This is a genomic window from Bradyrhizobium sp. UFLA03-84 (genome assembly GCF_002289535.1).
GTDB lineage: Bacteria > Pseudomonadota > Alphaproteobacteria > Rhizobiales > Xanthobacteraceae > Bradyrhizobium > Bradyrhizobium viridifuturi.
Genome location: NZ_NSJY01000011.1, coordinates 88,612 through 114,397 on the forward strand (window position 1 = coordinate 88,612; position 25,786 = coordinate 114,397).

Here is a 25,786-nt window from a genome sequence, read left to right on the forward strand (position 1 = left end):
GGTGTGCCTGCGGTTTGCTCTGCCAGTCAGTGATCTAAGCCTAGGCGAGCTCGAGCCGGTTGCGCTGGCTGGTTGCGAGGCGGTAGAGCATCTCGAGAAAGAACCCCGACCGTTAGTCGGGGTTCTCGATTTAACGCTTGCGCGCGTGGGGTTCGCTATTTTGCCAACGTCGGACCGAACCTGTAGTTGAGCCGCGCCGTGACAAGATCGATGTCCTGGTGAACGCGATCGAAGCCAATAGCCGTGGGGAAGCTTACGTTGCTGCCCTGCATGAACAAGTGATCATACTCAAGGCCAACCGACCAGTTCGGCGTCAGGCTGACTTCCGCACCAGCGCCGAGCGCGCCACCCCAGCGCACATCGTTATTCCTGCCAAGCTCGGTGCCATTGGCCACTGAGTTGACGTGATAGGTGTTGCTGGTCACCGCCGCACCGCCCTTGGCGTAAAGCAGCACGGCATTGAACGCGTAGCCGACGTGGCCCGTGAGCAATCCAAATGCATCTGTCTTGGTGCTAATGGTGTCCGCTGGGAAGGCACTGCTGACATTGGAGCCGCTGAAGTTGGCCCAGTTTCCCTGACCTTCGATGCCGTACACCGTTCTGAAGATCTGCCAGCGATAGCCGATCTGTCCGCCGACGGTGCCGCCGGTCGAATTATGGCAGCCCTCGGAAGTACCGCCGTTGAAATCCCAGCAATTGTGACTCGATCCCCAGCCGCCGTTGAGACCGATATAGTAGCCGCTCCAGTCGTTGATCGGGGCTACCACCGGAAATGGGGGGGCCTTGATGTTGACAGGCTGCCCGGCGAGGTCTGCGCCGAATGCGGGAGCTGCAGCGCCGAGTGCGATGCTTGCGATCAGAATCAGCAAATTCTTCATTCCAGTGTCATTCCTTTTGATGGCCCCCGGCGCCGTGCGTCTTAACAACATGATTGCGAATTGCTGTAACTGAGGCACAACATTCCTCCGCAACAAATGGGTCGAAACGCACGGTGCGTCAGGTTGTGAGGCGCCTAACTTGCGACGCCTCGACGAAAATGCAGCGACATTCGTGGCGCCTTTACCTGAAGGCGATGCGATCGTGATGGCACTGCGCGGCGCAATGCTGCGAGCGCATTTGCTGAAGCACCGCCACAACCAGGTTCCTGGCGATACATCCGGCTGCGCGTCGTTCAGCGGGTTTCGTCATGAGCCGCACAGATGAAGGCGTCCTTATCGGGATGAGAGTTGAATTTATCCTGAGTCAGGAGTCGTGTGGCGACTTAAAATTGTGGTAACGTCGGAAATGATCCATCAGAGGCATTGATCGATCGAAATTCGGCCATCCTCAAGATCCGGAGCGGCATCGGGCGCGCTGTAACTGCTCTTGCTGCGACAAGAAAGCCAATCAAGCTGGTGCGCCGTCAAGATCATTTGCCGCAGGATGTTGGTCACCGCGCCGGATGAAGCCCGCATCGAATTGCCGAGACGCGCGCCAAGCTGCCAGATACGGTGCGCATTGTGTCAAGTCGGGACAGCGCGTGTTTGTCGCGCCTTCGTTGCCGGTGTGCTCCCGCTTCTATCCTCCTGGTGTGGGGACCACGAGAGCTGCACAAGCAGGCTCCTTGATGCTGTCATCGGCGTAGAAGATGAGCAGGGAAAACTCAGATCGACCACGACCTGCCCCTTCGGGAGTTGACGATACCGTCTCGTTCCTGCCGATAACAAGGGTACCGGTCAGCTGGAGGGACGAACCTCTACTGTTTGCTCGGCGACGCCAGCTCCGCTCGTAAATTGCGTATCGCTTCGTTTGCCAGATGCAGGGTATTCCGTTCGCCGGTCCTGATCGAGCACTCCAGTAATGCTCGCAAGCGGCGGTGAAGGAACGTCTTGAGATGATGCGCCAGAACTGGGTCCTTCTCGACAAAGCGCCACGCTTTTTCAAATGCGATGCTTACGATAGCCTCTGGCGGTTGCACCTGGCCGGATATGACCTGATCCATCTCAAAACTCCTCGACTCCTGGCACAAGGTAAAAGTTTCGTCCGAAGCGTGCCGACGAGCTGCGGCCTGTCTTGAGCGGCAAGAAGTCGGAGCCACAGCCAAAATGTGTGTCGATCTGCTCGCGGCGTTACAGCGAGCTTTATAGTGCCGTTTGTTGAAGTCCGGATGACCGAATGTCGAAGTGCCAGCGCAGGTCGCACGATTCCGAATTGGCTGAAGAGACCCTGCGTTGACATTTGCCTCTTTGCGCCGCGCATCTTGTTGCCCGCCCTTCGCCCTTCGCCGTTCGCCGGGCCCACACTCCCAAGAGTCAGTCGAACTATAGCCGTCTTACGGTGCAGGCCATTCGCCAGCTTCCAAACTGTCAAGGCTAAGACGTGTTCTGGGTTATGTCGTATGCGCTCTTTATGTCGCGTCCAGCTGTGTGGTTCGTTCTCGACAATCCGTTCGCGTGCTCCCCGACATGCGTCAAATAGCCTGGCCGCATCCGCGGGTTCCTGCGCACGCCACCTCGTTTGCGATACGATTCTACTCCGGATGGGGCGCACCAAAGAAACCGGACAAGCTATCGCGACAATTGCGTTGATCTGCCAGGAGCTCGTTCTGGCGACGAAATATCAGGTGGCCCGCAACTTTAGAACAATGCGGCCGCGATCAGGGGCTAGCTTGTGCTGCCAAGATCCGAATATCGGAAGGCGCGGTCAACCGTGCGGTGCCTCGCACGAATATCGCGGATCGCGCGTCCACCTATCTGCCCTGGAGCAAACTGCGAGCGTGTAATATGCCATGATCAAGCGTTTGAAGTGTAGTGCAGCGAAAATCGGATGAATGTCTCGCTCCTCGAGGCGAAATGATCAGCACGTGGAAGCAGCTCACTCACCTAGCGGTGAGCCACGGTCTCGAAGTGGCCTTATCCGTGGGCAGGAGAGCACAGCCACGGTCAGCCCAGCAATGAAGCGTTCACTGAGCGGCCGTCGATCGCAGAGGAGCGAAGCGGCCTCAGCCCGCCGCACGTGCCAGAATCAATCTGGCAATCTGCGTCTGGTTGGCTGGAGTGCGCAGTGCAGGCGGTAAGGCGGCCACTGCCTGATCGAGAAGGCGCCCCAAGATTTGAAGCTCTTCTGGATCGTAAACGCCATGGTCCCGTCTCATTCGCGCTGCTCGCCCGTCGCCAGGAAAGCCACCGGTGCTCGTATCGCCGAGCTGGCCGAGCGCCAGTTCCGCTGATATCATTTCGTTCGTGAGTGCGTTGAGCAGCTGGATTGCCTCGAGCTCGTTGCTTCCTTCGCGTACGAGAGTGGCCACGATATCGAGTTGCAGGTCGATGCGATCCTCAAGGTCCTGCATACGTGAATTCGAAGGGTCAAGTTCCACAGTGTTGCTCCAGATTAATTAGACGAAATTGGCATGTAGTTTTGTGTGCGTTCCGATTTGCGAGGCAGCCGATGCGGTGAGCCACAAAAGTTCCGCTGCACAAGACAACTCGCGCATGTGCAACCAAAGAAAGGGACGGGCTGGCCTCGCAGAAAGACCTGAAGAAGGTATGGTCGCTATAGAGCGCTGTGCGCTGCCTGGTAGAAACGCCCGTCTTTGATTGAGCTATCGAGCCGGCGTACTCCACGCTGGCCGACCTCGCGGGAACGCCGTTGGCATAGGCGGAACACACCAAACAGCGTGGAGCGGATGGGCGGCATGAGAGCCCCGCGAGCAAAGGGCGTAAGTGGGCGGCTAGTGTTGTCGCATGGCCTTTCGCGTCGCCGAAATCGAAGTCAGTATGCGCCGCTGATACCAGCGCGTCCTTTTTGTGTTTGAGAAGGTCAGATGGCTGACGTTGCATTGCTTGAGAATCGCAACATCGCGAAAGTAACGGGGCTGTCCGCCTGGTCAGGCCGACAAGTCTTGCCGAGGCTGGCGCAAGAGCCGGTGCGACTGCCTGGCTTCTATGCGACGCACGCATGCAACCCGACCAATGCGCGTGAGAAGCACCTAATTTTCGGCGACGCCTTCAGGATGACGAAATTGCTGTCGGCTACTTCGAATGAGGGCAATACGGTTCGGCGAGCCATCCGGCTGAAGCTGGACCGCTGGTGGCGCGGTTTCAAAGGTCGAGGGATATCGTTGGTGATGTGGGCGCGAAAGGCTTGAGCCGGCCTGCGACTTGGCAGAAAGCAAAGGGGGTCCATGGTCACACGAGCTTCGTCAAAGATGCTTTCCGGAAATCGGTGAGCGACTATGGTGCATTTGGCTGAAATCCGTAAAATCGAAAGTTTTGATGGGATGCATCCAGTCCGCGGATAGCGCGCGCGACTATCCTTGACCTGCTCTGGACGACGCATAAGACAAGCTCGCATACGGGTTGAGCCACTTTGTGATGCCAACGCTATTCAACGTCTCATGTCGCTGCCGACGACATCGGCTGCGCGGCCGGCAACGTGATGCTTGAGGTCGCGCCTATATCCTTATGAGTTTGGGATCTCCCGTCGAGCAAGAGAGAACGCCTTGATCGTACGTCAATGGGCACGTACGGCATGCCAAGAAGGGGCCGGGCGTCCCACAGTAGCGAAGTTGAATAGACATTCTCAGCCAAAGCTATCGATGACTTCGGCTCTGATCGCGCTCGCGGTGTATAGTGAAGTGTCGAGCGGAAGGCTCCCGAATGCAAGCTGGCAGAGTAGGTAGTTGGTACCTGCCTCTTCCATCTGGTTAAGAAGCTGCCGTCGGGCGGAAGCTGGCGTCCCGACGACGCACAATTGGCTCTCCAGCGCTGCATCGAACGACAGCGGCAGAGCCGGCGGCGTCGGAGTGGCGTTTAGCTCGTAAAGGAACTTAAAGCTATCCAGCCATTGTCCATAAGCGGCTTCGGCAGCCGCATGAGCTTCTCCGTCAGATGTCGCAATCACGATCATACGAGCCAACCCCAGGAACGGCTCTCGATCGTCCGCGGCTGTGCAGCGCGCCCGACGGCAACGAAAAGCATCCGTAATGCTTCGGACAGCAGAGGCGGGGCCGACACACGCCAGATTTGCACCATTTGCCGCGGCCCATTCCGCTGATTCGGGCCGATTGCTGGCGATCCAGGTCGGTGGAGAAGGTCGCTGATGAGGCCTCAAAGTTAAGGGTACACTGTTCAGCTCAAAATGGCTTCCTTGGTAGGATAACGTATCGCCCTTCAGCGCAACATTTAAGATTTCGCTGGCTTCCATATAGCGGCTTGGCGCCGCGCCTGCGCTGATGCCGAAATAGCCCCATTCGATCGGCTGGGAGCCGCGACCGATACCGAGTTCGAGCCTGCCGCCGCTCAATTGATCAAGCATGCAGATCTCTTCGAACACGCGCAACGGATGATAGAGGTTGAGCAGCAGAACAAGCGGACCAAAGCGGAGCCTGCGGGTGCGCTGCGCAAGACTTGCTAGAAACAGGTTCGGCGAGGGCCCTCTGCCATGAGGGGTGCAGTGGTGCTCCGCTAGGTGATAAGCGTAAAAGCCCAGAGAATCACACGCCTCCGCCAGCTTGAGACGATCTTCATACTGTCGCGCAATATCGCGACCGTCGTCGTCCAAGTGGTCAAAGATTGCGCATTTCAGTCTTGAGGGAAGGCCGCTTTTCACTCGATCATCTCCGATTTTGGAATGGGAGTCCTGGTTGCTTTGTGCCTTCGGCCTCAAGGACGTGGAACGCATCACTTGGCCGATCTGGCTATTCTGCGGGAGCTAACGCTCTGGGCTTGCGCCATGCAGCGTGGGCGTGAGAACCTGCATAATGGTCGCGACTACTTTGATAGGAGTTCGCGAAGTGCATCCACGCCAAGCATCTGCTCGACCAGAAGCTTCTTTAGGTTCGCGTTTTCCTCTTCCAGCGCGTTCAACAGCTTGGCGGCCGAAACGTCCATGCCGCCGAACTTGGCCTTCCAATCGAAGATTGTCGCTTCAGAGATCTTGTGTCTGTGAGCTAGATCAGCCGGTTTCGCACCAGCCCCATGCTCGTTCAGTATCGCGATAATTTGCTCTTCTGTGAATCTCGGTCGTTCCATTTGTCCGTTCCGTCTTGCACAGCACTTGCACTCGAAGTGCAGACAATATGCAATGTGACATCATCTGGCGCCCTTACGAGCTTGGCTCAAAACACGCACTAAATATTCCGAATATCCGCGATGTCAGATGGCGCGTTCCATCCTTCATGCCAAATGGATCGGCGGCTGTGCCCGAAAGTAGGACAACGTCCAGGGATGCGCATTCCGATAGGAGAGCTGATCGAAGTCATGTCGATAATATTCTCAATGTTGTAACTCTGCCCGATTGTCGTGGCGTCACGCCTGTTGCCGCCGCCTGCTGGAATCAATGTGAGCTTGTTATCGACAATTCGCTTCACAACGAGCGGTGTCGCATCAAGCTGGCCGTTGGTGGGATCGAGTTCGCACAGACTTTAAGTCTGACATAAGTCGCTTGGGAGCGGTCGAGGCGCTGGCAGAATTGACGAGGAACGCGCTGGCGAAACAGCGGTTGGATAGCAATCGCGTTTCGCGCAATGTGGGGTACCGGAAGTTGCGAAGTACAGTTGCATTTGTCAGCATGCGCGGTCGACGGAGAGATTGCCGTGGCGGTTTGGTTGTCATGGCTGTTGTCGCATGAGCGGAACGGCCGGAACTGCGCAGCATTCCCGATCAGACTGTTGCGGATGTCTGCAGTGAAGCGTCGCAAGAACTGGCCTTAATCGGAATGCTATTTGTCTACCATCGGACGTAGCTCCTCCTGTACGTCGACGTCTGGTAATTCCGCGAGCGCTGCAGCGAGGGCGATAAGCGCTCCGAAAGCCGCGAGCACAAGAGAGCTCGCGAGTATAACGGCAGCAAGGTCCTGATGTCGTTTCATCATCTGTGTCGTGGCTGTGTTGGCGGAGAACGGCTGTGGATCGCGTCGATCAGTTCTGGTCGAGCACTTCAACACGCCCGTCGAGCCAGCGGTAAACCACAAAGCCTGGGCCTGCATTGTCTCCCTTGGTATTGAACCTGACCGGACCAACGGCTGTTTCGATCGGCCGTGAACGGAGTTCGGTTGCGACCCGCGCAGCATTGAGGGAACCGGCCCGCTTCACCGCCTCTGCCCACGCCTGAACTGCGGCATAGGCGTAAAGTGTGTAGCCTTCGGACGACAGCCCGGAAGCCTTGAGTGAGGCCACGGCGTCAGCCGCATTGGCATTCGTTGCTATGTCGGGCATGAAGGTAAATAGCGTACCGTTTCCCGCGCTGCTGGTGATGCCCCAGAATTCGGAGGTCATCAACGGGTCGTTGGCCATGACGGTAAGACCGGCCTCTGCTTCTGATGCCTGACGGATGATCAGCCCAATCTCGGTGTGATAACCGCCGATATAGGCGAGGCGTACCCCGTCCCTCTTCAATCTAGAGATCAGCGCCGTATAATCCTTTTCCCCGGCTATATAGCTCTGCCGAATGACGGGTTCGCCGAATCCCTGAAGCTGTGCCTCAACCGCGTCGGCGATACCTTTGCCGGCGGTGCTCTTGTCGTCGAGCACTGCGATCTTGACGCTGTGGTAATGTCGGTGAATGTATTCAGCCGCAACGGTGCTCTGCTGGTCGTCGCGGCCGCAGATCCGAAACACGGTCTGGATGTTGCGTTCCGTTAGCTGAGGATTTGTCGAACCAGGTGATAATTGGATGATACCTGCTTCGGCATAGACGTCGGAGGCTGGGATGGACGAAGACGAGCAAAAATGGCCGACGACCAGACGCACCTGAGCCATTGCGAGCTTATTTGCAACGGCGACCGCTTGCTTCGGGTCGCAGGCGTCATCAGCGACACTCAGTATCACCTTGGTGTTGGGAAGCTGGCCCGAAGCGTTCAACGCCTCGACAGCCGCGGCGGCGCCGTTGCGCATCTGCGCGCCGAACGCCGCGCTGCTTCCGCTCATTGGGCCGGCCACGGCAATATGAACGTCCGAAGCCCGCGCAGTCGAGGCGAGGGCACAGAAAAGGAAGGCTGCACCTGCAGCTGGAGTGTAAAACCTATTCAACACTGCAGATCTCCTAGTGCTCAGCTCGATCTAAAGTCCAACTGTCTGCGGCCAGCACGGGCCCGCGCTTAAGGATCGCCAAGCGAAGCATGTGTCAGCTCGGGCAACGACCATGGCGGAGCCTACAATTTGACGTTACGTACGATTCAAGTCTTTCTTGAACGGGAGCTTCGCTCAATGCATCAGAGAAAGCGGCGGATCGCCGAGACCCTCGCAGAAAATCTGACCGGTGATTGGTAAAGCTGCCGCCGGGCATCAAAGCCGGCGGATCACGCTGAACCCCCATGACGATCGAGCCGGCCAAGCGGACTGGTCAAGCCGTCCGAAGCCGCCTTAGTGATCTCAGTATGGCTGATCCTCTAGGCCGGAGAGGGCAAGATCGAGATATTGCATGAGGCAGGGATCCCAACCAGCCAAACTGCGTGGGGCGCTTAGGCGTGCGAGGACCTTCAGGATCGTCGAAACCCGGGAATCCGCTCCAGCGATTTCGCCGATCAGCAGGCGCGCGGCAATCGCGACGGCTTTCGCGCGCTCGCCGCAAGGGTGTTCGCCGCGATCCATACAATCGCGGAGGTCGTCCCGGATGCGTCGCCATCGCTCCTCGCGTTCTGCAGCCAATTTGCATGTGCATCGGGATGTTTGACTACGCGTCTCAATCCGCGACATGGCGTCCAAGGTGGCAGGCAGCTCATCTACGCTGACCTGAACGTCACTGTCGGTCGTCATGTCGCGCAATCGATCTCGCAACAGCGTTGCTCGAGCAACTTGAAGCTCTATTCGCTCCAAATGCTTGCGCAATAGGTCGGTCAGCGAAGTCGTGCCCTCCATAGCTTTACGGATCTCGTAAAGGGAGAAGCCAAGCTCACGTAGCGCCCGGATCTGATGGACCCGCTGGATGCTCTCGCGGTCGTACATCCGATGGCCGCCGTCCGTGCGCTCTGAAGCGGCTAACAGGCCGGTGTGTTCATAATGATGCAGCGTGCGTACCGTCACTCCGGTCGCTTCCGCAAGTTCGCCAATGCGCCATCGACGCCGTCTTGGTGTAGCTTTGCTCATGTTGTTCAATTTCAAAGCCTACAACCTGACGTCACGTTGGATTCAAGTCATTTCAAAGCTCTAGCTGGATCGTCTTCCATTCCAGCGCAGGAGTGGTGACTATCCTTAGAACGGCGCGCGATCAACCCTGAGGGGAAATGGTGATCAACAGGTTCGTTAAGCATGCCAGCTGAGCGTCGCTGGCCGCTGTACGCTCCAGGATGAGTTTGGCGATCGCCGTCCGATTTTCCGAAGTTCGCATTGATGGCGGCAGCGCGGAGACTGCCCTGTCAAAAAGACTTCCTAAGACAGAAAGCTCTTCGGGATCGAATACTCCACTGTATTGCTCCAACGTACGGCTCCTTGTTCGTCATTGCGTCGGCATAGCGCACCTCGTCAAGACGTTTGGCCGCGGTACGGCCAAAAGAAGTCAGACCGGGGGCGCAGAGAGACGAAGAAGCGATGCGCACTCGGGTGATGCGACAGAGCAACACGCGCGTGCGATGCCTTGCTTGGACGGAGCGAGTCCAACATTCATATGCACAATCAATCAGCACCGCGTTCGTTGTGGTGCTGGATCTCCGACAAGTCCGGATCGTCCGCTCATTGCGAGCGCCACGACCGATTCGCCGCCTTGATGTGATTAGCCGCCGAGCCGATTCGGCCCTCTCGAGATCGACGCGGCCGCAAGCCGGGCTTGCAATGCCAGCGTAGCTTTGGCGCGAGCACGTAGCGACCTCTCTGTCTCTCAAAGCCGGGCCAATGCTCGAGCGACCGCTTTACGTCGAGCTCTCGCCGGTGCGAGAAGGACGGCCTTGGGCTTGTGACGGTCGCCAACTATGAGGGGTTTTGACGAGAGACAATCAGTTCGAGCGAGACGAGCCGAAATTGCACGTTGGGACACGGTCCGGGCGGCGGGTTCGCTGACCTCTGCTAAAGTCCTTACGCTAACGGCGAGACCGATCGTGCGAAGGGGCCGGCATCATCCGCTTGTTCCGAAGCGCTAATGCTGAATGCCTCTTCACGCGCAGTTGCTATGCGAGCTGCCTCCTGCAGCAATATCTCTCTCAGCCAGATGCTCTCTGGATTGCTGTTATTAAGGACTGGCCATTGGACTGCCTCGGTGAAGGTGGGGAATGGCTGGGGAAGCGTGGCAATCTGAAGCGGCGCGGCTTTTTGAAAATGCTTTGCGAGCCTAAAGGGTATGGTCCCTATGCGGCCTGTGCCCACTAGCAGGGGTGGAATCATGCTGAAGCTCTGCACAAGAATATCGATGCGCCGATTGAGGCCGAGATCGAGTAACAAGGAATCCTCGACGAAGGTCTTGCGTGCGCCTCCGAGCTTGACCGCAACGTGGCCCATCGACATATACCGATCAAATGTCATCCGCCTCAGTAAGTGACTATTCGTGTGACAGCCCACACAAGCGAAACTCTCCTCGAACAAGGCCGCTCTGGGGTGTGTACCGGACATGAATAGTTCCGGCAGGATGACAAAATCGACCTCGCCGCGCCGAAGTAGCTCATCGTGTTCATCGTTGAGCGTCACCAGCTCGAACCTAACATTGGGTGCTTCTCGCGCGACGCGCTCCACGACATGGCGGAAGAATACGACGGTTATGAAATCTGACAGGCAGATCCTGAACCGCCGGTTCGATCGGGCAGGATCGAAGGCCTCACGTGCGATAATCGAGTGCTGAATGTGCATCAACGCCTCACGAACCGGAGCGGCGAGTCCCTCCGCGCGTGCGGTCAGGACAAGTTCTCGTCCTCTCATTACAAACAACTCGTCACCAAAATAGGAGCGCAGTCGGGCGACAGCTGCACTCATGGCGGGCTGGCTAAGGCTGATCTTACGTGCCGCTGCAGTCAGGCTGCGCTCAGCCATTAGAGCATCGAGCGCGACGAGAAGATTAAGATCCAGTCCTTTGAAGCGCATATCTTCTTGTCCGGCGCAAACGTGCTTGCGGTGTTAAACGACCGGCCGCGGCCACGTCTGAGGCGGTCTTACCGGCTGGTCCGAATCGGTTTCGTCCGACCTTGCTCTCGCGAGAGGAAGGTCGCGGAATCACCGCAACAGTGGACGGTTCGGCCGTTGGCGGACGTCAGAGGCTGGAAGCCGTTACCAGCCCGTAATAGGCTCGCCGCTCCCGCGCGCCTCGTAACAAGACCCGGTCTTAACTATTGGCACCAGTCCAAGTTGTTCCGCCAAAGCCGTGAGTTCGGCTGTGCGCCCGGTCGACCGCCGCTTAACGCAGCGCGAGCCAAGGCGCGCAGCCTACAACCTCACGCAGCGTGGGATTCAAGCGAATAATTGAACGTGCCTGACATTTGCACACCAATGCGGATTATGTCCCGCAGCAACGTTGGGCGTCCGTCGACCTCGGCGGAGGATTATGGCGTGCCGCAATACTCGAGACACGGCCGGAATGGCCTTATGCTGAACTTAGCATCGCCTACGAGTAGATGTCTCGAGATGGCCCGATGCGATGTTGGACGCCTCTTCCAACAATATTCGCCTCATCCAAACACTCGCCGGGTCGGTATTGTGGAACGCAGGCCATTGCAATGCTTCAGTGAATGTGGGCAGAGGCAAGGGGGGGGCGACAATCCGCACGGGCATCCGCTTTTCGAAGTGCCTAGCGAGTCGCAAAGGCATCGTGCCGATACGGCGGGTGTCCAATATTATGGGTGGGATAAGGCTAAAGCCTTGCACTACCACCTCGATCCGTCTCTTTAGGCCGTGTTCAAGCAAAAACCATTCTTCCAGATTGGGCCTCAGCGCTCGTCCGAATTTGGCCGTAACGTGACCCATCGAAAGGTATTTTTCGAATGTCAGTTGTCGTGACAGCTGCTTGTTCGTGCGGCATCCCACGCATACGAGAGTCTCGTCGAACAGCGTCGCCTTGGGATGAGAGCTCGACATAAACAACTCCGGCAGAATGAGAAAGTCGACCTCGCCCCGGCGGAGCAACTCGTCGGGCTCATCCGAAAAGGGCAGCAATTCAAAGCGCACAGCCGGGGCTTCCTGTGCGATACGGTCCATAATTCGTCGAAAAAAAACGATTGTCATGAAATCGGAGAGAATGACCCTGAAGCGACGGCTGGACTGAGCAGGGTCGAACGAATCTCGCGAAATAATCGAAATTTGAATGTGCAAGAGGGCCTCGCGAACGGGACCCGCGAGCTCTTCCGCGCCCGGTGTCGGGACGAGCTCTCGACCGCGCATCGTGAAAAGTTCATCGCTGAAATAGGTGCGCAGCCGCGCGATTGCCGCGCTCATAGCGGGCTGGCTCAGGTTAATTTTACGCGCCGCGGCGGTGAGGTTGCGCTCGGTCATCAGAGCATCGAGCGCAACGAGCAGGTTTAGATCGAGTCCTTTGAATCGCATCTTTTGAGTCTATCCATCGTGTGGATGCTTTCTATCGAAACAATCGATTTTACCAAACTGCGGGATGTTGGATAGCAAACATCAGTTTGGAAAATGGTCGGAACACCAGAATGGCTGTCGGTCGTGCGTGGACTCTGGACAAACCTTGAACGCAAGCGGCTGCTGTCGGATCCTTGGGTGGTCATTCAAGGCGAAGGCGTACGAGTGGCGTCGGTCTTGGCCGGCACAACCCGCGTATCCGTTGCAACGCGAAGCGTTCGGTAAACCTTCGTATGTGTATTCCAACCCTTTCCATATCGGCGGTTTACCCGCGTACACTTGAGGGCCGGATCAGCATCGCCCTAGTGTCGCGATACAGCGGCAGGCGCAAATTGCGGATGCCAAATAGATCTGGCGACAGTCTATCGGCTCGACTGTCAATCGCATTCGGGGCGTGTCGAAGATGCATGAGAATCAAGTTGATCTGGTGTCACTGCGACGCTCCGTCAACGAGGTGGTCCACATCGATGATCAGCTCACTAGCGGCAAAGCGCCGATAGCCGCAATAGATGAGGCAGAAGGGCTTCATACTGCAGATAACACCTGCACGATTAAATGGCCCCGTCCGTACGCCTTCGGCACAGCATTCGGTCGGAATGACAAGCCTCAATGGAGCGATCATCTGATCGCACACAAAGGTGACACCCCAAGCGATCTGCTCCGGCACCGGGCGCGCAAAGAAGAACCGGCATCCAACAAAACGCGACGGCGCATTTCTCGATCGATCTGCGTCCGGTGAGTGAGTTTGTGTGACAGACCCCCCTCTAGAGATTACTCGCGTAGGTAAGCCTGCCATGAACATTGTCGCATCTCGGGCCACGGAATCTCCTTCCGCGCGTACTCAAGTTCATTGGAGCATTCGCTGGGAAAACGAGCTGCGGCTGACTGAGCATGCCGAGCTCGCCGAATTTTTTCGCAAGAGTTACGGGCCGACCGGTGCTTTCAATGCGCAGCCATTTGAAGGCAACAGAAGTTGGGCCGGCGCTAGGCCTGAGGTCCGCGTGATTGGTCGCGACGCCCATGGCGTAGCTGCGCACGTCGGACTACTGCGCCGCTTCATCAAGATCGGTGAGGTCGATCTACTCGTGGGAGAACTTGGGCTGTATGCCGTGCGGCCGGATCTCGAGGGACTGGGAATCAGCCACGCGATGCGAGTGATGTATCCCAAACTGCACGAACTTGGAGTCCCGTTTGGCTTCGGGACGGTCCGGCCCGCGCTTGAGAAGCATCTTACTCGACTGGTGCAAAGACAGGGCCTCGCGACCCTCATGTCGGGCCTTCGCGTCCGCTCCACGCATCCGGATGTCTATCCCAATTTGTCGCCGATCCGCATCGAAGAGGTGATCGTGGTGGTGTTCCCGGTTCAAAGCGCGATCAGCGAGTGGCCCGCTGGCGCAATGATCGATCGGAACGGGCCCGAGCTGTGAAGGAGCTTATCCCCGTGTCTGCCGTTCCTTGCGACTACGCTGATGTGAGCGGAAGCTTCCCCGTCTATTTGACCTTCGACGACGGGCCAAATCCATTCTGCACGCCAGAGGTTCTCGATGTGTTGACGCAACATCGGGTGCCAGCGACGTTCTTTGTGATCGGTACCTACGCAGCCGAGCAGCCCGAGCTCATTCGGCGGATGATCGCGCAAGGCCACGAGGTGGCGAACCACACGATGACGCATCCGGATCTGTCCAGATGCGGGCCGGTTCAGGTGCGCGGTGAGGTGCTAATGGCCAGCGAGGCGATTCGTTCGGCGTGTCGGCAGGCCGCGCCCAGGCACATGCGGGCCCCCTACGGTAAATGGACCGAAGAGGTGCTTGCTACATCGGCGCAGGCTGGCCTTACGGCTGTGCACTGGTCGGTCGATCCGAGAGATTGGTCCCAGCCCGGGGTGGACAGAATTGTGACTTCGGTACTCGGAGCCGTTCGACCGGGTTCGATTGTTCTCCTGCACGATGGATATCCTCCTGATGAGGACGCGACGTGCGCTGACGCAACTCGGCGAGATCAGACGGTTAGAGCGCTCTCTTACCTGGTTCCAGCACTACAACGCCGCGGCTTCGTGATCCGCCCGCTCCCTCAGCTTCACTGAACAACAACTGGCACCCTATGGACCTGCTCGCTACAACCAGCGCCGTCGCGGTTTCGTCTTACGCGCTGCTCTCGACCATCTACAAAAGCGCGCAAGCGCTGTACGCGCAGCGGGAGAATACCCCATCGTTCCGGAACGATTTAGGACAATCTGCGCTGGCTCTGCCAAGTGTGGATATTATCGTGCCTTGCTTCAACGAGAAGCCGGGCACGCTCGCCCAGTGTTTGGATTCGCTCGCCAGGCAAGACTACGAAGGAGAGCTGCGGGTCTATGTGGTCGACGATGGCTCGGCAAATCGCGACGTTGTGGGGCCTATACATAAGATCTATGCCAACGATGCGCGCTTCAGCATCATCTTGCTTGCCAGGAATGTTGGCAAGCGCAAAGCGCAGATCGCCGCAATACGCGGCTCGTCCGGTGACTTGGTGCTTAACGTGGATTCGGACACGATACTGGCCGTTGACGTGGTCACCAAGCTTGCGGCGAAGATGCGGGACCCCGACATTGGTGCCGCAATGGGCCAGTTGGTAGCGAGCAATCGCAACGATACATGGCTGACCAGTCTGATCGACATGGAATACTGGTTGGCGTGCAACGAAGAGCGCGCGGCGCAAGCTCGCTTCGGTGCGGTCATGTGCTGCTGCGGTCCATGTGCGATGTATCGTCGCTCTGCGCTTGCCCTGCTGCTTGATCAGTACGAAACGCAATTCTTTCGCGGCAAGCCGAGTGATTTCGGCGAAGATCGCCATCTGACGATTCTCATGCTCAAGGCGGGGTTTCGAACCGAGTATGTTCCGGACGCGATTGCGGCAACAGTTGTCCCTGACACTCTCGGGCCATACCTTCGTCAGCAGCTGCGCTGGGCGCGCAGCACCTTTCGCGATACGTTTCTCGCATTGCGTCTGCTGCCGGAACTCGATGGCTACCTCACATTGGACGTTGTCGGGCAGAATCTTGGCCCACTGCTACTCGCTCTTTCAGCACTGGCTGCGCTTGCCGAGCTCGCAGTCGGCGGATCTGTACCTTGGTGGACGGGCCTGACCATCGCGGCGATGACGATGGTTCGGTGCAGTGTAGCTGCACTGCGGGCGGGGGAATTGCGGTTTCTCGGCTTCTCGCTCCACACACCGATAAACATCTTTCTTTTACTGCCGCTCAAAGCTTATGCCCTTTGTACATTGAGCAACAGCGATTGGCTGTCGCGCACGATCGTCAGCGAGCCGACTGAAGGAGATGAGCGGGCGGTTCTGCAGGCGCCGAACAGTGCTGCAGGTCCTGTGGCTACAGGGCTGGCTTCGGGCACAATTCCGAAGCCGGTGGTTCCTCACCGTCCATCGCGCTTGGCGGCGCCGGAGAGTATTTGCGGTCGGAAATAAACGAGCGGGTATAAGTAGGTCGATCGGCGCATGACTGTGTACAAGAACCATCAATTACTGGAACGCGAGCTCGCTGGGGATGATCCATGGCATCTCGACAGCAGTGCGTTCGAGCAGGAACGGTACGCGCAAATACTCCGGATGTCGTCTTGCAATGGGGGTGTCGAGCATGCCCTCGAGGTCGGATGCGCAGCCGGGGCATTCACGGAAATGCTTGCACCGCGTTGCCAACGCCTAACGGTGGTCGATGTCATGCCGCAGGCGATCGAACGGGCGCGCCTGCGGACCGGGCATCGGTCACATATAAATTGGATAACGTGCAATATTCAGCAGTTTTCGACCACAGAGAAGTTCGATCTGATCGTCGTCGCCGAGGTCCTCTACTATCTCAATGACGTTTCCGAGATGCACGCGGCGGTCCGCAACCTGGTGAGCATGCTTGCCCCAGACGGCGCTCTGGTGTTCGGGTCCGCGCGTGATGCCACTTGTCGACACTGGGGTCATGCCGCTGGTGCCGAGACGGTGATCTCTCTCTTCAAGGAGAGCTTGTTGGAGGTGGAGCGTCTGCACTGCCAAACCACATCGGTCAACGAAGACTGCTTGCTCGTCCTGTTCCGGAAGTCGGGGCAGTCGTTAAAACACTCGATTGTCTGTCATTAGATCAGGGGGTCCTATGCGCATCTGCGGCATCAAATTAACACATGACGGCGCAATTGCTCTCGTCGAGGACGGGCGGCTCGTCTTTTGCACCGAGCAGGAAAAGCGCGGTAACAACGCACGCTATCAATCCATCGACAACCTCGATGATGTCGTGCGTGTGTTGGCGGAGCATGGTCTTGATCCGCGAGACATTGATCAGTTCGTCATCGATGGCTGGGACGGAGAGATCGAGTCGCGGTTCCAGGTCCTTAGTGGGGCGGTGCCGATCACGCTGAAAGGGGGGCCATATGTCGAGCGTCATGCTGAGGGCCTTCTTGATTCCGTCGAAGGCTTTGGCCTGATCCTCGGCGACAAGGTTTTTCCATATAAAAGTTACTCGCACGTCACGGGCCACGTTGCGTCAGCCTATAGCACCAGCCCCTTTGCCAGTACCGGAAAACCGGCGTTCTGTCTGGTATGGGACGGCTCCATTTTTCCCCGCCTTTACTATGTCGAACCTCGCGGCGCGCGGCTCGTGGGTTCCCTGTTTCCCATGATTGGTCAGGCCTATGCTGCCGCCGGCCTTCACTTCGGGCCTTACAGGCAGCCGAGCCGCACCAGTTGGGATTTGGGCATCGCCGGCAAGCTGATGGCGTACATCGCTCTTGGCTCTGTCGACGAAGGCATTGTCGCAGTGTTTCAAGAACTCTACGAGAAGCGCTTTGCCGCGGACACGGAGCAGACTCGTCGCTACCGCGCAGACATCCACAATCCGGAGGCCTTACTTTCGGCCACGCACGGGTTTTTCGAGGCAAGCGCATTGCGCCTTACGGGCAAACGAGCGGAGGACATCCTCGCCTCGTTCCATATGTTCCTGGAACGTCTTCTGGTTCGGGAAATCGCGATGGTTATGTTGCAGCACTCCTCTCTTCCGGGCGCGCGAAATCTATGTGTGGCAGGAGGGTGCGGTCTCAACATCAAGTGGAATAGTGCGCTTCGCGCGACGGGCCTGTTCGATGAGGTGTGGGTACCGCCTTTCCCGAATGACAGCGGCTCGGCAATAGGTGCTGCCTGCGCGGCGATGGCGGCGCGAAATGGGTTTGGACCGTTGGAATGGTCTGTTTACAGCGGTCCGGCTCTGCAGGCCACCGAGGGGGTGTCGGAATGGGAGGCCGAGCCGTGCAGTCTGCGTGAGCTTGCCGCCATTCTCGCCGACAACAAGCCGGTAGTGTTCCTGTCCGGGCGCGCCGAGCTGGGACCGCGAGCGTTGGGCGGCAGAAGTATTCTGGCGGCTCCGACGTCACTGGCTATGAAGGATCATCTCAACGACATCAAGTGTCGTGAGCACTTCCGACCGGTGGCGCCGATCTGCTTGGAGGATCGCGCGCCAGACATATTCGACCCAGGTATGCCGGACCCCTACATGCTGTTCGATCATCAGACCAGGGCGGAATGGTGCGACAAGATTCCCGCTGTCATCCATCTGGACGGTTCGGCACGACTGCAGACAATCTCCCGCAGCTCTCCACACAAAGTCGCTGAGCTTCTCGTCGAATTCGAGCGCCTTACGGGGCTTCCGTTGCTCTGCAACACGAGCGCGAACTTGAACGGGCGTGGATTCTTTCCGGATGCCGCGGCGGCCTGTCAATGGGGGCGCGTTGAGCATGTGTGGTGTGACGGCCAGCTTTGGACTAAGCCGGTCATGAGGAAGCAACCGCCGGCCAAACGTCTCCAATCGGCCTAAGATGAGCATGTCCACGGTAGCAATCGACCTTGCCGGCGTCAGAAAGTCATTTGGCGGCAGAACTATCGTCGATGAACTGTCGTTCTCGGTTGCCCGGGGAGAGTGTTTTGGTCTACTCGGGCCAAATGGAGCCGGCAAGAGCACGATCGCCCGTATGCTCCTTGGCATGATCTCGCCGGACGCAGGCAAGATAATGGTACTCAATGAACCTGTACCGGCGCGCGCTCGTGTCGCACGCATGCGGATCGGTGTCGTACCGCAGTTCGACAACCTTGAGCTTGAGTTTACCGTACGCGAGAATCTGCTGGTGTTTGGTCGCTATTTTGGCATGAGCGCCCGCAAGATCGAGGCCGTCCTACCGTCGCTGCTCGAGTTCGCGCGGCTCGAAACCAAGGCGGACGCACGGGTCTCAGAACTGTCGGGTGGCATGAAGCGGCGACTGACCTTGGCACGCGCGCTAATAAATGACCCGCATCTGCTCGTGATGGACGAGCCGACGACCGGTTTGGATCCGCACGCCCGCCACCTGATCTGGGAGCGTCTGCGAGTTCTACTGGCGCGGGGCAAGACGATTCTCTTGACCACTCACTTTATGGAAGAGGCCGAACGCCTGTGCGATCGGCTGTGTGTCCTCGAGGGTGGACGCAAGATCGCCGAGGGCAAGCCAGATGTGCTAATCGACGAGCATATTGGCTGCAACGTGGTCGAAATCTATGGAGGTGATCCACATCAGCTCCGCGAGCTGATCAGGCCCCATGCGCGGCACATCGAAGTGAGTGGAGAGACGCTCTTCTGTTATGCGCCATATCCGGAGCAGGTCCGCGTGCAACTGCGGGGGCAAGCGGGACTTCGTGTTCTGCAGCGACCTCCAAATCTCGAAGACGTGTTTTTGCGGTTGACCGGGCGCGAGATGGAGAAGTGAGTGATGGGTGAAAGTTATGCGGCGGTGATGCCCACTAACGCGTACAACTGGATCGCGGTATGGCGTCGTAACTTCCTAGCATGGAAGAAAGTGGCGCTTGCATCGATTCTCGGCAACCTCGCAGATCCCTTGACCAATCTGTTTGGCCTCGGCTTTGGCCTTGGGCTGATCGTGGGGCGCGTTGAGGGGACGTCGTACATCGCGTTCCTGGCGGCAGGCATGGTCGCGACCAGTGCCATGACGTCCGCGACCTTTGAAACCATGTATGCAGCCTTTGCACGCATGGACGCCAAGCGTACCTGGGAAGCAATCCTCTCCACTGAGCTCACGCTTGGCGATATCGTTTTGGGTGAACTGGTGTGGGCGGCCAGTAAGTCCGTTCTGGCCGGAACAGCGATCGGGATCGTCGCGGTCACGCTAGGTTATGCATCATGGCTATCCATTCTATATGCGATGCCAACAATCGCCCTTACTGGCCTTGTCTTCGCCAGCCTGGCTATGGTCGTCATATCTCTTGCGCCAAGTTACGATTACTTCGTGTTTTACCAAACACTTGTTCTTAGTCCTATGGTGTTCTTGTGTGGCGTTGTCTTTCCGACGAGCCAACTGCCCGGCTCATTTCAGCATTTCGTCGGCTTGTTACCTCTCGCACATTCGGTCGACCTTATTCGTCCAGCGATGCTTGAACGCGGTGTCGACGGTGCTGTCCTGCATGTCGCTGCGCTTTGCGTTTACACGGTCTTTTCCTTTTTTGCGTCGATAGCAGTATTTCGGCGCCGTCTGCTGCGTTGACGTGAGTTCAGCGAGAATGGAGAAAGTCACAGTCAGATGCGTCGTGCGGAGCTCGGAATGACTTGGTCTATCGCAGCGGTCGCTACAATGGACTTGAGAGGCCGCGATCGAGCAAGGTCTCTGGCCGTCTGATGAGTCGATCGGTGCGGACGGGTGCACCGCTACATTCTGACCGCCTGTCGCGAAGCGCCAAGACGGATTTGCAAATTTGTATGGTGTTGTCTGGCTCGCGAGCCCGACGGAGCGTGACCGCACAGATTGGATAGGTGGAACGCAGTTGTCGTTCCGCCATGATCAAATGGAGAGCTGGATGTTGTGCCTAGGAATAAGTGGTGGTCTTGACAGAATCTATGAAAGCTCGCCGGAGCTGCCGGGTACATTTCTTCACGATGGTGCTGCGGTTCTTGTGCAGGATGGCCGCGTGATTGCTGCCGTCGAAGAGGAGCGGCTCAACCGCGTCAAGCACTCCAACAAGTTGCCGAGTAACTCCATCCGATACTGCCTTTCTACCGCAGGAGTTGAGCTCGGCGAGATTGACCGTATCGCGTTCTACGCGACTGAAGCCTACTGCAATACAATGCTCGAGCGTCTTTCTGTTTCCAAGCCCGTGCCGCTGGACGCCAAACTGTTGATGCGCCAGCTGCTGGCACGGGAGTTCGACGCCGAGATCGATCCGACGCGGCTTTCCTTCGTAAATCACCACGAAGCCCATGCCGTGAGCGCGTTTGCCATGTCGGGGTTCGAACAAAGTCTCATTTTCGCGGTCGACGGTAGTGGCGATTTCCTCTCCGGCTTATTGGCGGTGGGGTCTGGCATCGAAATTGCGCAGCTTGCAAGCTTCCCGGAACGTAACTCCCTGGGGCTGTTCTATCTCGAGACAATCCGATATCTCGGCTACGGGTTGTTCGACGAGTACAAAGTGATGGGGCTTGCCCCGTATGGCGATCCCGCTCCCTATCGCGAACTCTTCGCGCAGTTCTACGAGTTGTTGGACAAGGGTGGCTATCGCGTTCACCTGGATCGTATCGCGCCGGCCCTGGTCCGCCACATCGAGGTTCGGCGAAAAGGAATGCCATTCACCCAACAACATCGAGATGTCAGCGCTTCGCTGCAGGAGGCGCTGGAGCGGATCGTGTTTCACATCCTGCGGCACCATCGTGAAGCGACAGGTATAGCACGCTTGTGCCTGGCTGGAGGGGTAGCCCATAATTGCACGCTGAACGGTAAACTGCTTTATTCCGGGCTGTTTGACGACATCTTTGTTCAACCTGCGGCGCACGACGCCGGTTGCGCGCTCGGCGCTGCATTGATCGTGTCAAATGAGCTGGGCAGGCCGGCGCCGCGCGAGCGACTGCCGGACGTCTATTGGGGGCCCGATCTCGGCAATGAGCAAGCCGTGGAGCGTGAGCTCAACGCATGGTCAGGCCACCTCGACATTCAACGAAGTGATGACATAGCATCCAGTGCGGCAGACTGGATGGCAAATGGCGCTGTAATCGGCTGGGTTCAGGGCCGCTCTGAGTTCGGCCCACGTGCGCTTGGTAACCGCAGCATTCTTGCGGACCCGCGCCCAGCCGATAACAAGAGCCGAATTAACGAGATGGTCAAAAAGCGCGAGAGTTATCGTCCATTTGCGCCGTCTGTACTGGTTGAGCATGCGAGCGAGTTCTTCGAGCTTCCAAGCGGCACGAGGGAGCTGCCGTTCATGAACTTTGTGGTTCGCGTGCGTGAAGCCCAGCGCAGCGTGCTCGGTGCGATCACGCACGTTGACGGGACCGCTCGTCTGCAAACGGTGTCGCGCGAGACAAACCCTGCTTATTGGGATTTGATCAACGAGTTCAAAAAGCGAACTGGAATACCGATTCTTCTAAACACGTCGTTTAACAACAATGCCGAGCCCATCGTTGATTCGGTGTCAGACGCGATTGTTGCGTTCTTGACGACCGATTTGGACGGACTTGTGGTCGGGCCGTTCTTGGTCAAGAAGCGGACGGCAACATTGCAGGATTGGAGCGCATTAGGCGTTTCATTGCCACCCTACGCATCGCTTCATCGTGTCCGCTCGCACGTAGCGGTAGATCGTCAGGAGACGGTCTGCGAGATCCGCACGGGACATTCCGCCCACGATAGTATGCGCATCTCACATGAGCTGTTCGAGATGTTGATGCGGATCGAGGGCGAGGCGTCGCTCGGCTCGCTGCTCGACGCAACCATGCTGGGCCAGGCCAAGCGTGAAGATCTCGTGAAGGAATTGCGGCTCGTGTGGGAGCGGCGAGGCATTCGTCTGCTTCCGCTGCGCGCGGCCCGAGACCGCAATAAAGTGTAAAGCAAAGCATAGCCGTAACTCATGAGCATGGCCATGCCTATGCCTGCATGTGAGGAGGCCAGGCCGTCCGACGCACGGAGCGGGCATCGGGCATTTGGCTGAAATCGGCACGTCGCTGCAACACCGCTCAAGAAAAGAGGGAAGGTGTTGCGAGATATCGGCGCATCACGGATAGCACTGATATGAAGTTTTACCGACGCAGCTCGCCGGCACCGCAATTTCAGACCGCGACATCGGACGAGATGATACATGAGATGTCTGCAATGGCGTCTTTCGTCCAACCAGGAGCCCGGGAGGAGGCCATGCAGAGCGGTTCGAAGAATGATAGGTTCGTAGTGTCCCGACGACGTACGGGATTCGGCGACTGCCTGTGGTCGCTGGCGGCTGCTTGGCGTTTTGCACAGCGGACCGGGCGTAACCTGGTCATCGATTGGCGGGGGTCTTGTTATCTCGACCAACCCTTCGTCAATGCCTTTCCAGTGTTCTTTGAACCAGTTCAGGACATTGCCGGCGTACGGGTGATTTGCGACGACCAGATCAATCAGCGCTCGTTTCCAGGACCATTCTTCCCGAGTTGGTGGAATAAGCCATCGATCGACTGCGTCTATCGGCCGGACGAGCAAATTTTCCGAGAGCGCGACGAACTCGATCAACTGTTTCAAGGCCAGAAAGACTGCGATGCGAACACTGTCGTTTGTGACGCCTGCCTGATGTGGCGCTGCGATCAAGAAGCAGAACGGGAAATCTTTCGGAGCATCAAACCACGCCCTGAGAGTCAGGCCCGGATTGATGCCATTTATCGCGAGCACTTTGAGCCATACAGTATGATCGGCATTCATGTTCGACACGGCAACGGCGAGGACATTATGGGGCATGCTCCCTATTGGACCGATCCGGAGCGCGCCCTGCGACAGGTCTGTAATGCCATCGAAAGGGCCAAGGCGTTGCCGCACACAAAACCAGTGAGGGCGTTCCTGTGCACGGACAGCGCGCACGTCCTTGAGCAGGTTTCGGCAATATTTCCCGATGTTTTCACGATTCCCAAGCGCTTCAAGCCCCCTCAGGCCGGACCGTTGCACAGCGGGGCGCTCGGAGCCGAGGGCGGGTTTGCCGCCCTTACCGAAATGTATCTCCTTGCGCGGTGCGACACTGCAATTCGTTTTCCTCCGACAAGCGCTTTCACACGCTATGCACGCCTGTTTGCGCCACGCGTCATAGAGTTCGACCTAAACGATCCGAGCCGACTAATCTTGATTGAAGAAGCCTCCCAAGAGGTCGTGAGGACATGAACGTCGAGCTTGCTATCACTGATTTGATGGCCGCTCTTTGCATCAAAAAGTGCTATCACGTGTCTTCCCGGCGTAAAATCGTTGGCGAAGTGGCCGCTGGCAGCGAGGTCCTCCTGGAGGACGCTAACCCTCGGAAGTGCGAAGCCCGACGTCGATCAACAATTGCCTCGCCGCGCTAAAAAGGTGCGCGCCAATCTCCGTCTTCGCCTCGCGCGAACCTTGGGAATTTGGTTGGTCCTTACGTCGGACAAGACTGCACTCTCATATCACCGCGGCCGACGTTAGACGGGATGGTATGCATTGATGCTTGCTCCTTGGCAGGTCGAGCAGCGCCTTGCACTGAAAAATGAGCCAACAGTGCCTCCTTTCGAGAACCTCGAAGGCGCGGGTGCGACAGTCTGATGCCAGGAGCTTTCCGCCGTTAGCAGCTGAAGTGTAGGACGTAGAAGGTGCTGGACCCGCTGAGCGCGCATCTTCGTCTTCCGCTGTCGCCGCAGCGATCTTGTGAAGGTGTCTGGCACGCCTGGCAGGGAGTATACTTATTCACCAAAAGGCTAGGGAGAAGAAAGAATCATCGGGACATCGGTCGCGGGTGAACCGGAAACGATCTCTCCGGCGTAGCTGGACTATCTGTTGGCCAGGATCGATTGGCGCAACAGTCCTCAAGGCCGTCTGCCGCTCGCTCGCCCAACTGACGCAGGCGCGACCGGGGACCCGTTCAAACAATCAGCGAACCGGTTCACGATACGCGAAAGGAATTCGCGGCGATATGCGACCGTCAAACGGGCCTGTGCGTGACAGGTCGGGCAGCTGTAAGGAAATCGGACGTGCCAGGATGATAACGTCAGTTTCGGATCGCTGAACGGCGCGGCTTAACAGGCCTGACCCTACCGACCGATCGTTGCTCCGCGACAAATGCTGCCCAGCTGTCGCTTTCGCGGATTGCGCAAACAGAAAAGGGCGCGCCGCTTCCAGGCCCGTATTCATTTAGGCGAGCGTGTGGTTCCGACGCTTTTGTTGCTAACATGCCATTGTTGTCGCAAAGCGAATGCGCCGTTGCGAACCTGCCAAGCGTTCTGCGACACCAGGCCGCAAAGCCGGAGCGGCGTTGCCTCGGTTATGGTGGCTCAATTCCTGCTTGGAGTGCGCGAGCACGCAACAGGAGAGGAGGTGGGCGTGGCTCTCGATTTGCCAAATGACGATCTGATCCCGAGCCCGCTGCTGGCGATGCACTCGACTTGTCCGTTTCATGCCGATAAAGCCGGCGCGCATCGAGGAGAAGGGAAGACGATGCTTCTAACTGGCGCATCGCGCGGAATTGGTCACGCTACTGCCAAGCTGTTTTCAGAAGCCGGCTGGCGTATCATTTCTTGCGCGCGCCAGCCGTTTGACGGCGAGCGCTGCCCGTGGGAATCAGGGAACGAGGATCATGTCCAGATCGACCTCAGCGACCATCGAATGCTGCCGAGCGCGGTGAGCGAGGTGAAAAAACGTTTGAGCGGCGGAGTGTTGCACGCCCTGGTGAATAATGCCGGGATTTCGCCGAAAACACCTAATGGTGACCGGCTAACGTCCTTGACGACGTCCACCGAGACTTGGATGAGGGTCTTCCATCTCAATCTCGTGGCTCCGATCCTGCTGGCGCAGGGTTTGTTTGACGACCTGAAAGCTGGGTCAGGATCGATCGTCAATGTGACTTCGATCGCCGGATCGAAGGTGCATCCGTTTGCTGGAAGTGCCTATGCGACGTCGAAGGCGGCGCTTGCAAGTCTCACACGCGAAATGGCACATGATTACGCGCCGCACGGCATTCGTGTGAATGCGATCGCTCCCGGCGAAATCGGGACGGACATGTTGTCGCCCGAAACCGAGGCGCGTCTTGTGCCCACTATCCCGCTGCGCAGAGTGGGAACGCCCGATGAGGTGGCCAAGGTCATCTTCTTCCTGTGCTCAGATGCTGCGAGCTACGTCACGGGAGCCGAGCTGCCGATCAACGGTGGGCAACATCTGTGATCGGCCTCGCCTTGCGAGGCAGCTGACTTGAGCTGCAGCAGTGGAACCTACGTTCTACGCTGACGTCGGGCATCCATTCCGCAAAAGAAACGCACTGAAAGTTTATCGTCGTGCCACGAAAAGCTGTTAC

Annotated in this window: 20 protein-coding genes and 1 pseudogene; 12 read left to right on the plus strand and 9 right to left on the minus strand. The window is 57.8% G+C overall.

Translation table 11 applies throughout. From position 1 onward, the window contains the following. Positions 1-155: 155 nt before the first annotated feature. Positions 156-878, minus strand: coding sequence for an outer membrane protein (locus CK489_RS12760; protein ID WP_198960915.1), 723 nt, complete (start codon positions 876-878; stop codon positions 156-158). A gap of 139 nt (positions 879-1,017) precedes the next feature. On the opposite strand from CK489_RS12760, the gene CK489_RS40695 reads away from it, so the two are divergent. Further along, a complete protein-coding gene (locus CK489_RS40695; RefSeq protein WP_143278137.1) occupies positions 1,018-1,203 on the plus strand; it encodes a hypothetical protein in 186 nt (61 codons plus the stop codon). Between the two features lie 532 nt (positions 1,204-1,735). On the opposite strand, the gene CK489_RS12765 is transcribed toward CK489_RS40695, so the two are convergent. Next, positions 1,736-1,981 carry a hypothetical protein gene (locus CK489_RS12765; protein ID WP_095732569.1) on the minus strand — a complete coding sequence of 82 codons (246 nt, stop codon included), beginning with the start codon at positions 1,979-1,981 and terminating at the stop codon, positions 1,736-1,738. A 999-nt stretch (positions 1,982-2,980) separates the two neighbouring features. After that, on the minus strand, positions 2,981-3,328 hold the full coding sequence (locus CK489_RS12770; protein WP_245350347.1) for a NolY: 348 nt from the start codon (positions 3,326-3,328) through the stop codon (positions 2,981-2,983). 474 nt (positions 3,329-3,802) lie between these two features. Here CK489_RS12770 and CK489_RS12775 point away from each other — a divergent pair, with 474 nt between their 5' ends. Continuing rightward, a complete protein-coding gene (locus CK489_RS12775) occupies positions 3,803-4,126 on the plus strand; it encodes a hypothetical protein (RefSeq protein ID WP_095732571.1) in 324 nt (107 codons plus the stop codon). A gap of 434 nt (positions 4,127-4,560) precedes the next feature. Here CK489_RS12775 and CK489_RS12780 read toward each other — a convergent pair whose 3' ends face one another. The 6 genes and pseudogenes from CK489_RS12780 to nodD1 all read right to left on the minus strand — a co-directional run bounded on the left by CK489_RS12780 (position 4,561) and on the right by nodD1 (position 12,433). Continuing rightward, positions 4,561-5,589: an LLM class flavin-dependent oxidoreductase gene (locus CK489_RS12780; RefSeq protein ID WP_198960916.1), complete on the minus strand. Its 1,029-nt coding sequence runs from the start codon at positions 5,587-5,589 to the stop codon at positions 4,561-4,563. 164 nt (positions 5,590-5,753) lie between these two features. Further along, positions 5,754-6,011: pseudogene (locus tag CK489_RS12785) on the minus strand (transposase); the annotation flags it as partial. Positions 6,012-6,898: 887 nt separating this feature from the next. Beyond that, positions 6,899-7,906 carry a branched-chain amino acid ABC transporter substrate-binding protein gene (locus CK489_RS12790; RefSeq protein WP_244485963.1) on the minus strand — a complete coding sequence of 336 codons (1,008 nt, stop codon included), beginning with the start codon at positions 7,904-7,906 and terminating at the stop codon, positions 6,899-6,901. A 444-nt stretch (positions 7,907-8,350) separates the two neighbouring features. Next, a complete protein-coding gene (locus tag CK489_RS12795; protein WP_198960920.1) occupies positions 8,351-9,064 on the minus strand; it encodes a MerR family transcriptional regulator in 714 nt (237 codons plus the stop codon). Between the two features lie 921 nt (positions 9,065-9,985). Then, positions 9,986-10,981: a LysR family transcriptional regulator gene (locus CK489_RS12805; RefSeq protein ID WP_095732574.1), complete on the minus strand. Its 996-nt coding sequence runs from the start codon at positions 10,979-10,981 to the stop codon at positions 9,986-9,988. A 507-nt stretch (positions 10,982-11,488) separates the two neighbouring features. Continuing rightward, entirely contained in the window at positions 11,489-12,433 is a 945-nt protein-coding gene (gene nodD1 / locus CK489_RS12810; RefSeq protein WP_050404917.1) for a transcriptional regulator NodD1, read from the minus strand. An 833-nt stretch (positions 12,434-13,266) separates the two neighbouring features. Here nodD1 and CK489_RS12815 point away from each other — a divergent pair. From CK489_RS12815 to CK489_RS12860, 10 genes are all read left to right on the plus strand, one after another. Then, positions 13,267-13,899, plus strand: a complete 633-nt coding sequence (locus tag CK489_RS12815) for a NodA family N-acyltransferase (RefSeq protein WP_095732575.1) — start codon at positions 13,267-13,269, stop codon at positions 13,897-13,899. Continuing rightward, positions 13,896-14,555, plus strand: a complete 660-nt coding sequence (gene nodB / locus CK489_RS12820) for a chitooligosaccharide deacetylase NodB (protein WP_095732576.1) — start codon at positions 13,896-13,898, stop codon at positions 14,553-14,555. Before CK489_RS12815 ends, nodB begins: the two co-directional genes overlap by 4 nt. A 17-nt stretch (positions 14,556-14,572) precedes the next feature. Then, positions 14,573-15,931: a chitooligosaccharide synthase NodC gene (gene nodC, locus CK489_RS12825; RefSeq protein ID WP_143278138.1), complete on the plus strand. Its 1,359-nt coding sequence runs from the start codon at positions 14,573-14,575 to the stop codon at positions 15,929-15,931. Between the two features lie 30 nt (positions 15,932-15,961). Continuing rightward, complete coding sequence (nodS, locus tag CK489_RS12830) at positions 15,962-16,591, plus strand: nodulation methyltransferase NodS (RefSeq protein ID WP_050626581.1); 630 nt, start codon at positions 15,962-15,964, stop codon at positions 16,589-16,591. A gap of 13 nt (positions 16,592-16,604) precedes the next feature. After that, entirely contained in the window at positions 16,605-18,314 is a 1,710-nt protein-coding gene (gene nodU, locus CK489_RS12835) for a nodulation protein NodU (protein ID WP_095732577.1), read from the plus strand. Position 18,315: 1 nt separating this feature from the next. After that, the gene (gene nodI / locus CK489_RS12840; protein ID WP_083992275.1) at positions 18,316-19,236 is read left to right on the plus strand and encodes a nodulation factor ABC transporter ATP-binding protein NodI; all 921 of its coding nucleotides are present in this window, start codon (positions 18,316-18,318) and stop codon (positions 19,234-19,236) included. Between the two features lie 3 nt (positions 19,237-19,239). Next, complete coding sequence (locus tag CK489_RS12845; RefSeq protein ID WP_050404912.1) at positions 19,240-20,028, plus strand: ABC transporter permease; 789 nt, start codon at positions 19,240-19,242, stop codon at positions 20,026-20,028. A 310-nt stretch (positions 20,029-20,338) separates the two neighbouring features. Then, positions 20,339-22,354 carry a carbamoyltransferase family protein gene (locus CK489_RS12850; protein ID WP_095732630.1) on the plus strand — a complete coding sequence of 672 codons (2,016 nt, stop codon included), beginning with the start codon at positions 20,339-20,341 and terminating at the stop codon, positions 22,352-22,354. A 182-nt stretch (positions 22,355-22,536) separates the two neighbouring features. Beyond that, positions 22,537-23,643 carry a nodulation protein NodZ gene (locus tag CK489_RS12855; protein ID WP_095732578.1) on the plus strand — a complete coding sequence of 369 codons (1,107 nt, stop codon included), beginning with the start codon at positions 22,537-22,539 and terminating at the stop codon, positions 23,641-23,643. A gap of 1,176 nt (positions 23,644-24,819) precedes the next feature. Further along, positions 24,820-25,656 (plus strand): SDR family NAD(P)-dependent oxidoreductase, encoded by an 837-nt coding sequence (locus CK489_RS12860; RefSeq protein ID WP_095732631.1) that lies wholly within the window; start codon positions 24,820-24,822, stop codon positions 25,654-25,656. The last annotated feature ends 130 nt before the right edge of the window (positions 25,657-25,786 follow it).

Bases quoted from the DNA above. Each gene is read 5' to 3' on its own strand.
- nodI (WP_083992275.1), top strand. From the start codon at position 18,316: ATGAGCATGTCCACGGTAGCAATCGACCTTGCCGGCGTCAGAAAGTCA.
- CK489_RS12845 (WP_050404912.1), top strand. From the start codon at position 19,240: ATGGGTGAAAGTTATGCGGCGGTGATGCCCACTAACGCGTACAACTGG.
- CK489_RS12805 (WP_095732574.1), bottom strand. From the start codon at position 10,981: ATGCGCTTCAAAGGACTGGATCTTAATCTTCTCGTCGCGCTCGATGCT.
- CK489_RS12795 (WP_198960920.1), bottom strand. From the start codon at position 9,064: ATGAGCAAAGCTACACCAAGACGGCGTCGATGGCGCATTGGCGAACTT.
- CK489_RS12760 (WP_198960915.1), bottom strand. From the start codon at position 878: ATGAAGAATTTGCTGATTCTGATCGCAAGCATCGCACTCGGCGCTGCA.
- CK489_RS12790 (WP_244485963.1), bottom strand. From the start codon at position 7,906: ATGAGCGGAAGCAGCGCGGCGTTCGGCGCGCAGATGCGCAACGGCGCC.
- nodU (WP_095732577.1), top strand. From the start codon at position 16,605: ATGCGCATCTGCGGCATCAAATTAACACATGACGGCGCAATTGCTCTC.
- CK489_RS12855 (WP_095732578.1), top strand. From the start codon at position 22,537: ATGAAGTTTTACCGACGCAGCTCGCCGGCACCGCAATTTCAGACCGCG.
- CK489_RS12850 (WP_095732630.1), top strand. From the start codon at position 20,339: ATGTTGTGCCTAGGAATAAGTGGTGGTCTTGACAGAATCTATGAAAGC.
- nodC (WP_143278138.1), top strand. From the start codon at position 14,573: ATGGACCTGCTCGCTACAACCAGCGCCGTCGCGGTTTCGTCTTACGCG.
- CK489_RS12770 (WP_245350347.1), bottom strand. From the start codon at position 3,328: ATGCAGGACCTTGAGGATCGCATCGACCTGCAACTCGATATCGTGGCC.
- CK489_RS12765 (WP_095732569.1), bottom strand. From the start codon at position 1,981: ATGGATCAGGTCATATCCGGCCAGGTGCAACCGCCAGAGGCTATCGTA.
- nodD1 (WP_050404917.1), bottom strand. From the start codon at position 12,433: ATGCGATTCAAAGGACTCGATCTAAACCTGCTCGTTGCGCTCGATGCT.
- nodS (WP_050626581.1), top strand. From the start codon at position 15,962: ATGACTGTGTACAAGAACCATCAATTACTGGAACGCGAGCTCGCTGGG.
- CK489_RS12775 (WP_095732571.1), top strand. From the start codon at position 3,803: ATGGCTGACGTTGCATTGCTTGAGAATCGCAACATCGCGAAAGTAACG.
- CK489_RS12815 (WP_095732575.1), top strand. From the start codon at position 13,267: ATGAACATTGTCGCATCTCGGGCCACGGAATCTCCTTCCGCGCGTACT.